8 protein-coding genes are annotated in these 7,146 nt (G+C 74.0%); 3 read left to right on the top strand and 5 right to left on the bottom strand.

The genetic code is table 11. The features are described from left to right. Positions 1 to 56: 56 nt before the first annotated feature. A complete protein-coding gene (locus tag AB0D28_RS27440; protein ID WP_018784126.1) occupies positions 57 to 425 on the bottom strand; it encodes an FKBP-type peptidyl-prolyl cis-trans isomerase in 369 nt (122 codons plus the stop codon). Between the two features lie 154 nt (positions 426 to 579). Continuing rightward, positions 580 to 1,152, bottom strand: a complete 573-nt coding sequence (locus tag AB0D28_RS27435; RefSeq protein WP_357390401.1) for a hypothetical protein — start codon at positions 1,150 to 1,152, stop codon at positions 580 to 582. A 227-nt stretch (positions 1,153 to 1,379) separates the two neighbouring features. On the opposite strand from AB0D28_RS27435, the gene AB0D28_RS27430 reads away from it, so the two are divergent. Beyond that, entirely contained in the window at positions 1,380 to 2,078 is a 699-nt protein-coding gene (locus tag AB0D28_RS27430) for a CBS domain-containing protein (RefSeq protein WP_357390398.1), read from the top strand. 25 nt (positions 2,079 to 2,103) lie between these two features. On the opposite strand, the gene AB0D28_RS27425 is transcribed toward AB0D28_RS27430, so the two are convergent. Beyond that, positions 2,104 to 2,832, bottom strand: coding sequence for a helical backbone metal receptor (locus AB0D28_RS27425; protein WP_357390396.1), 729 nt, complete (start codon positions 2,830 to 2,832; stop codon positions 2,104 to 2,106). Between the two features lie 21 nt (positions 2,833 to 2,853). Then, positions 2,854 to 3,945: a DICT sensory domain-containing protein gene (locus tag AB0D28_RS27420; protein ID WP_357390394.1), complete on the bottom strand. Its 1,092-nt coding sequence runs from the start codon at positions 3,943 to 3,945 to the stop codon at positions 2,854 to 2,856. A 107-nt stretch (positions 3,946 to 4,052) separates the two neighbouring features. Between AB0D28_RS27420 and AB0D28_RS27415 the strand changes: the two genes are divergently transcribed. Both AB0D28_RS27415 and AB0D28_RS27410 read left to right on the top strand, forming a co-directional pair. Further along, positions 4,053 to 4,919, top strand: a complete 867-nt coding sequence (locus tag AB0D28_RS27415) for a DUF2726 domain-containing protein (protein ID WP_357390392.1) — start codon at positions 4,053 to 4,055, stop codon at positions 4,917 to 4,919. Between the two features lie 255 nt (positions 4,920 to 5,174). After that, complete coding sequence (locus AB0D28_RS27410; RefSeq protein ID WP_357390390.1) at positions 5,175 to 6,467, top strand: hypothetical protein; 1,293 nt, start codon at positions 5,175 to 5,177, stop codon at positions 6,465 to 6,467. 203 nt (positions 6,468 to 6,670) lie between these two features. On the opposite strand, the gene AB0D28_RS27405 is transcribed toward AB0D28_RS27410, so the two are convergent. After that, entirely contained in the window at positions 6,671 to 7,018 is a 348-nt protein-coding gene (locus AB0D28_RS27405) for an Lsr2 family protein (RefSeq protein WP_357390387.1), read from the bottom strand. Positions 7,019 to 7,146 lie beyond the last annotated feature (128 nt).

The raw sequence follows: 7,146 nt of genomic DNA, 5'->3' as shown, positions 1-7,146 counted from the left end.
GCCGGCGGCCCGACGCCGGCGCGGAAGCCGGCGGCCCGACGCCGAATGGGTCCCGCTCAGCGCACGCCGAGCAGGTCCACCACGAAGACGAGCGTCTCGTTCGGCTTGATGACGCCGCCCGCGCCCCGGGCGCCGTAGCCCAGGTGCGGCGGGATGGTGAGCTTGCGCCGGCCGCCCACCTTCATGCCCACGACGCCCTGGTCCCAGCCGGCGATGACCTGGCCGCCGCCGAGCGGGAACTCGAACGTCTCGCCCCGGTTCCACGAGGCGTCGAACTCACGGCCGTTCGAGTGGGCCACGCCCACGTAGTGCACGCTCACCAGTTGACCCGGGCGGGCCTCCGGGCCGTCGCCGACGGTGATGTCCTCGACCACCAGATCGGCGGGCGGGGCGCCCTCGATCGGGCCGACCTCGGGCTTGTCCATGAACGGTCTCCTCGGATGCTGACTGTGTGGTCACCGTCGATCCTGCCGGATCGCGACCGGCCGATACGCGCCGGTCCCCGCACACCGGCGTGGCGGGGACACGAGAGGGGGCGGGCGCCGCCTGTCGGCGACGCCCGCCCCGGGGCGAGCTGCTTCACTTCAGCCAGGGCAGACGCTGGACCAGGGGGAGCTTCGCCCAGATCCGGCCGAGGCCGAGGGTGTTGCCGGCGCCCACGAGGGCCAGGCCGGCCAGCAGGCCCGCGTAGATGAGGTGGTCGTCCATGAAGGGGTTGTTCGCCGGGGGCAGCACGGCCGTCCACATCAGGACCAGGAGCAGTCCACCGGCGACGGCGGCGAGCCGGATGCCGATGCCGAGCATCAGCGCGACACCGATGCCGAGCAGGCCGAGCATGAACAGCCAGTCCGCCCAGGCCGCGCCGGCGATGTTCTGGTAGAAGCCGGCGAACGGTCCCTCGACGGCGTGGCCGAGGAAGCCCTTGGTCGGGCTGCCACCGTTGATCCAGGCGCCCTTCGCCGGGGTCTCGTGGCCGAGGCCGAACATCTTGTCGAGGAAGGCCCAGAGGAAGATCCAGCCCAGGGCGAGCCGCAGACCGGCCCACACGTACCGGGTGGCCTTCTGGCGGGTGGTCTCGGTGTGCGCCGCCGGAGCGGTGGTGACGGCGGGGGTCCGCTTGACGGCGGGGGTCCGCTCGATTGTCGCGGTCATGGTGTCCACGTCCCTTCCTGTGCCTCGCACCGCGCTTCCCGGTGGCACATTCATTCCACCGCCGCGCCGCGTCCGGGAGCAGGGCCGAGCGGTGCCCTCGTGACCGGGTCATTGGTCCCGTCCGTACCCGGTCCGGTCGGCCCCTCGCAGCCGGTCTGGTGCCCCTGACCAGGGCGTACGCCGGCCGCCTACCGTCGCAGGTGAAAGGCCGGCACGAGGAGGTCGTGATGAGGACGTGGCAGGTTACCGACGTGATGACCAGGGACGTCGCCACGGTGACGGAGGAGACCCCGTACCGCGAGGTCGTCGACGTGCTGGTGCGGCAGCGGATCAGCGGCGTGCCGGTGGTGGACTCGTTCCGCCGGGTGCTGGGGGTGATCTCCGAGGCGGACCTGCTGCACAAGGTGGAGCGGTCCGGCCACCCGGACGAGCGGCGGGTCTTCGAGGGGCGGCGCCGCCGTACCGCGCGGGAGAAGGCGGGCGCGCTGGTGGCCCGGGACCTGATGACCGCCCCCGCGGTCACCACCCACGAGCGGGCCTCGCTCGCGGCGACCGCCCGGCTGATGGACCACGAGGCGGTCAAGCGGCTCCCGGTGCTGGACGACCTGGGCCGGCTCGCCGGCATCGTCACCCGCGGTGACCTGCTGCGCGTGCACCTGCGCACCGACGCGGAGATCCGCGAGGACGTGGTGCACGAGGTGCTGCGCCGGGTGCTGTCGGTCCGCGACGGCCTGGTCACGGTGCAGGTCCGCGGCGGCGAGGTCACCATGGACGGACGGCTGGACCGGCGCAGCGCCGTCGAGCTGGCCGGCCGCCTCGCCGCTCAGGTCGCCGGCGTGGTCACGGTGCACAACACGATCGGGTACGACGTGGACGACACCACGCTGATGGAGCTGGACCCGGTGCACGCCACCCCTGTCGCCTGAGCGCCACCACCGCGGGCCCCGCCGGTCAGGTGGGGCCCCCGGTGGTGTGCGCGAGCTGGGCGGCGAGCAGTGCCGGGGCCTCGGCCAGCGACGGGCCGTACCAGGTGAGGTGCCGGCCGGACACCAGCGCCGCCGGCACCCCGGGGAACGCCTCCGGCCCGTCGTCGGCGGTGAACCGGTACGGCTCGTCGGGCAGCACCACCAGCTCCGGCGCGCGGGCGCGCAACTCGGCCAGGCTCGGCCGGGGATAGCGTTCCGGGTCGTCGGCCCAGCCGTTGCGGACGCCGAGCCGGGCCAGCACGTCCCCGGCGAACGTGTCCCGCCCCAGCACCACCCACGGACGCCGCCACACCGGCACCACGGCGGTGCGGACGAGCCCCGGCCCGGGCAGCGCGGCCCAGGCGCGGCGGGCCTCCCGCAGCCACCCCGGCTCGCCCGGCTCGCCCAGCGCGACGGCCAGCTCACCGAGCTGGTCGAGGGCCTCCGGCACGGTACGCGGGAAGGTGACCCGCACCGGCACCCCGGCCGCCCGCAGCGCCTCGGCGTCGGCCAGCCGGTTCTCCTCCTCGTTGAGCAGCACCAGATCCGGCGCCAGCGCGAGCACCCGGTCCAGGTCCGGGTACTTCGTGCCGCCGACCCGGGCGACGTCCAGCCCGGCCGGATGGGTGCACCAGTCGGTCGCACCGACCAGCACCTCCGGGCGGGTGGCCGCGACCGCCTCGGTCAGCGACGGCACCAGCGACACCACCCGCACCGCGCGTCCTCCCTCGTACCGTCAGCGGGCCGGCGCGGCCACGGCGTCGGCGTTCTCCGGCGGCAGGCCCGCCACCGGCACGCCCTTGCGGACCGCCCAGTCCACCGCCGCGCGCAGGTCCGACGTGGGCAGCGGCCGCCGGGTGGTCACCCCGACCGCCGCGTGCACCGTGTACGCCATGAACGGGTACGACCGGGCCAGCGCGCCGATCGCGTCGTGCAGCCGGCGTACCACCTCCAGCGCTGCTGGTTCGTCGAGTCCCGGCAGGAGGAGCTGGAACTCGTTCTCGGTGACGCGCAGCGCGCGGTCGACCGGCCGCAGCGCGGCGGTGACCGCGGTGAGCACGGCATGTCCCTCCCGGGCGACGCCGCGGCGGCCGAAGCGTTCCGGTGAGCCGGGCGGCGCGTCCACCCGCAGGCCGACGAGCGCCACCGGCAGCGTGCCGGAGGCGGTCACCCCGTCGGCGCCGGACCAGCGGGCCAGGCCGGGCTCGTCCAGCATCGCCTCGGCCGGCTCGGCCGGCCGGCTGTTCCGGTCGCCGCGGCGGGCCAGCAGCCGCAGCGCCGCCTCGGCGCGTGGTTCGCCCGGGCCGGCCGGGATGTCCCGTACCCGGGCGATCGCCTCGTCCAGCGCCGTGCGTGCCGCGGCGGGCAGCCGCTCGGCGAGCTGTTCGCGCAGCCGGATCGCCTCGTGCAGCGCCTCGTCGCGGCGGAAACCCCAGCGCCCCTCGAACAGCCGGCCTGACTCCAGCGTCGGCGCGGGCGCCACCTCGGCCCGGTCGTGCGCGACGACTGTGGCGCCGAACCGGGGACTCAGCACCACCACCGTCCACTCCCGGGCCAGCGCCTCGGCCTCGTCCAGCGCCACGCCGTAGGCGCCCTCGGGCAGGTCGGGGGGCGGTCCGCCGACCATCGCCACCACCGTCGCGGCGGCGCGGCCGGCGATGCGCCGGTAGACCTCGCGCTCCCGGGCGAAGTACGGCAGCCGCTGGAACAGCGCGAGCACGACGAGCGGGCCGTCCTCGGCCTCGGCGAGCGCCGCGCGTTCGATGGCGTGGGAGACGGCGACGAGACTGCGTTTGGTGAACTGTTCCAGGGTCCGTCCGCTGTGCACGGGCAGAGCCTAGAGGGACGAGCGCGGCAGCGCACCGGTCGACCGGACCGGCCGCGCCGCACCCGCCTACACTCGGGCGTCGACCGGACGAGGGGGATCGGGGCGAGATGACGAGCACAGGCAGCGTGACCGCCTCCTGGCTGCGGCCGATCCCGCCCGGCGCCGCGCCCCACCTGGTCCGCGCGGGCCACCTCGGCCATGCCGGGCGGCGGCTCGGCGACCTGGTGCAGGGCCGCCCGCCGGGGGTCACCGGCAGCCAGTGGAGCGCCGCCGGGCGGGCCTCGCTGGACCTGGTGGTCTGCGCCGCCGGCACCGGGCTGCCGCGCTTCGCCGTGCGGTTCACCGCTCCCGCCCCGGACGGATCGCCGGCCCGGCGGGCCGAACGGCTGACCGACGCGGTCTGCGCCGCCGTCGGCCTGCCGCTGTTGCGCGTCGAGTCGCCGACGCTGGGCGGCACGGAGCAGGTCCGCCGGTTCGTCGAGTACGTGCTCGACGCGCGCGCCTACACCGACGGCACCGACCCGGACGGCGGCGACGCGGTCGGCTTCCGGGACATCATCGGCCGGCTGCCGGACGGCCGGCGCGGACCGGTGAACGACCTCGGCGCGCTGGCCCGGGCCGAGGCGGTCGAGGCGTACGTGGCGGGCCGGATCGCCGACCCGATTCTGCGCGGCCTGCACGTGCGCTGGACCGACGGTCCGGCGGAGGGCTGGGCCTGGGCCGAGGTGCGGCCCGGTCACTGCCTGCTGGAGCGGGTCCGGCTGACCGCGCGCGGCCTGGACTGCGGCGTCGACCCGGGGCGGCTCGCCGAGGATCTGGCCGTGGTGGCGCTGGGGGAGCGGCTGCGTGACCTCGGGGGCAACGCGCCGGCCCTGCTGGAGCGCGCCGAACTGCGGGGGCGGGTACGCGCGCTGGCCGCCCGGCGGGACTCCTTTGACGGCGGATTCGCCTTCGACCACCTCTGCGCCGACTGAAACCGTCCGCGCCCGCGGGCACGGCGACTTTCGATTTTTTCCGATCTCCGGTTGAACCTTCGCCGACGGCGCTCCGTACCTCATCGGGAATGGACGCAGATCTTCCCCGCCGCGCCCGGACGGCGCGGAGACGGTGCGGAAAGGGCATCGTCGGCCATTGACGCGCGACTCAGCGTCGCAGTGATCTCACACCCCGAATTCGTCGGTCCGCCGGGATCACCAGTCAACTACCGGATCGAGAAGGAGAGCAATTCGATGCGCAGGTCCACACGGGCGCGCCGGTCATCCGGTAACGCGCGGAGCAAGCGGATGCTGGCGGTGGTCGGCACGCTCGCGGTCTTCGGCGGCATCGTCGCCGTCACCCAGATCTCGTCCGCCCAGGACCGGCGGACGACCACCCGCGCGGCCTCGGCGTCCTGCGTGCCCGCGAGCCCGGGGGCGACCGCCCCGGACGGTCAGGGCAGCACCACCCGTACCTGGCAGAACGGCCGCTGGGTCCGCAACCACTGGGGTGACGGTCAGATGTCGCCGGCCGAGTGCCAGCAGACCACAGCCGGTGGCGCCGGCGCCGGCACCCCGACGGTGGCCTGCCCGGACGTCCGGAGCCGGCTGCCGCAGGTGCCGGGCCAGGCCCGGGCCGAGGTGGACCGCACCCTGGCGCTGCTGGAGAGCCAGATCGCCGAGGCGAACCGGCGGCTCGCGGCGGAGGGCCGCAACGGCGGCGAGTTCATCAACAACGCGATTCTGGGCCCGCTGGCGGACAAGCGGACCGCGGCGCTCAACCGGATCGCCACCGCGATCGGCCGGGTGGCCCAGCGTCCGCAGGGTCTGGAGCAGTTCGCCCGGTGCGCGGTGAGCGACACCCCGCGTAACGGCGGCCAGAACGGTGGCGGCCAGAACGGCGGTGGCCAGAACGGCGGGAACAACGGTGGCGGCCAGAACGGTGGCGGCAACAACGGCGGGAACAACAATGGCGGCGGCCAGAACAACGGCGGCGGCAACGGCCTGAACGTGCTCGCCAAGGACTGCTCCGGCAGTCAGCTCCAGGCGCACGACGGTTTCCAGAACGGCAACCGCTGCGTGAGCACCGCGTTCGGTGAGGTGGGCGCCGCGGCGAACAACCCCTCGCTGCTGATCACGCAGTTCCCGAACCAGGTGCGGCGCAACCAGCCGTTCACGCTGCGGGTGACCACCAGGAACCTGGTGCGGGACCGCTTCCTCGCCGCCGGCCAGGGCGGCTACTACCTGGAGAGCTCGCTGCTCAACGGCCAGGGCCTGGTACGCGGCCACTTCCACACCGCCTGCCGGATGCTGGGCAGCACCCGGCAGCCTCCGAACCCCCAGGACGTGCCGGCGTTCTTCGTCGCCACCGAGGACGGCCGGGGCGGCAACCAGCCGGACGACGTGCTGATCCAGATTCCGGGCCTCGCGCAGTCGGGCCTGGCGCAGTGCGCGGTCTGGGCCGGTGACGGCTCGCACCGCATTCCGATGATGGAGCGGGCGAACCAGACCCCGGCCATCGACGTGGTGCGCATCCGGGTCAACTGAGCGGACGAACGGCCGCGGCCGTCCGGGGACTCCTCCGGGCGGCCGCGGCCGTTCCCGCATAAGGCTCGATGGGAGATGCCCCGGAGGAAATTCCATGCCGGTGGTATCCGGCCGGATGAAGAACATCGACGACAGAAAGCCGACCGGGGCCATGCCGATTTCTCAGCGTGACCCCGGGATGCCCGACGGTGAGCCGGTGGTGCTCAGCGGTTCTTGTACGCCTCGACCACCGACACCGGGATGCGCCCACGCTCGGAAATCTCGAACCCGTTCTTGGCGGCCCATTCCCGGATGGCACGGTTCTGCTCGCGATCCATTCCCGAGGTGCTCGGCCGGGTCGCGCGACGGGCGCCCCGGGTGACCTCGGTCCCGCCCCGGCTGATTCGCCGGCCAGCGCTGATGTACGGATCCAGGGCCTTACGCAGGACGCCCGCGTTCTCGTCGGAGACGTCGATCGTGTACGCCACGCCGTCCAGGCTGAACTCGACGGTCCGATCGGCCTTTCCGCCGTCGAGGTCGTCGGTCAGAACAGTGATTACTTTCCTTGCCATCGCCATTACTCCCTGTGTCGGGCGGGGTGTGGCTAAGAGTTTGACCTACCGTGCGGTAATTCCGCAAGAATAGCCGGTCGTTTCCATTCGCCGGGTCGCGGTAAAGGGTGCCGCGATTGGGTGCCCGG

This window comes from Micromonospora sp. NPDC048169 (assembly GCF_040652815.1).
GTDB lineage: Bacteria > Actinomycetota > Actinomycetes > Mycobacteriales > Micromonosporaceae > Micromonospora.
Note: the sequence above shows the minus strand (reverse complement) of the source record. Positions and strands in the feature narration are given on the sequence as shown.

Excerpts from the sequence above, each read along its gene's own strand:
- AB0D28_RS27410 (WP_357390390.1), top strand. The coding sequence starts at position 5,175 with ATGCGCAGGTCCACACGGGCGCGCCGGTCATCCGGTAACGCGCGGAGC.
- AB0D28_RS27440 (WP_018784126.1), bottom strand. The coding sequence starts at position 425 with ATGGACAAGCCCGAGGTCGGCCCGATCGAGGGCGCCCCGCCCGCCGAT.
- AB0D28_RS27430 (WP_357390398.1), top strand. The coding sequence starts at position 1,380 with ATGAGGACGTGGCAGGTTACCGACGTGATGACCAGGGACGTCGCCACG.
- AB0D28_RS27415 (WP_357390392.1), top strand. The coding sequence starts at position 4,053 with ATGACGAGCACAGGCAGCGTGACCGCCTCCTGGCTGCGGCCGATCCCG.
- AB0D28_RS27405 (WP_357390387.1), bottom strand. The coding sequence starts at position 7,018 with ATGGCAAGGAAAGTAATCACTGTTCTGACCGACGACCTCGACGGCGGA.
- AB0D28_RS27435 (WP_357390401.1), bottom strand. The coding sequence starts at position 1,152 with ATGACCGCGACAATCGAGCGGACCCCCGCCGTCAAGCGGACCCCCGCC.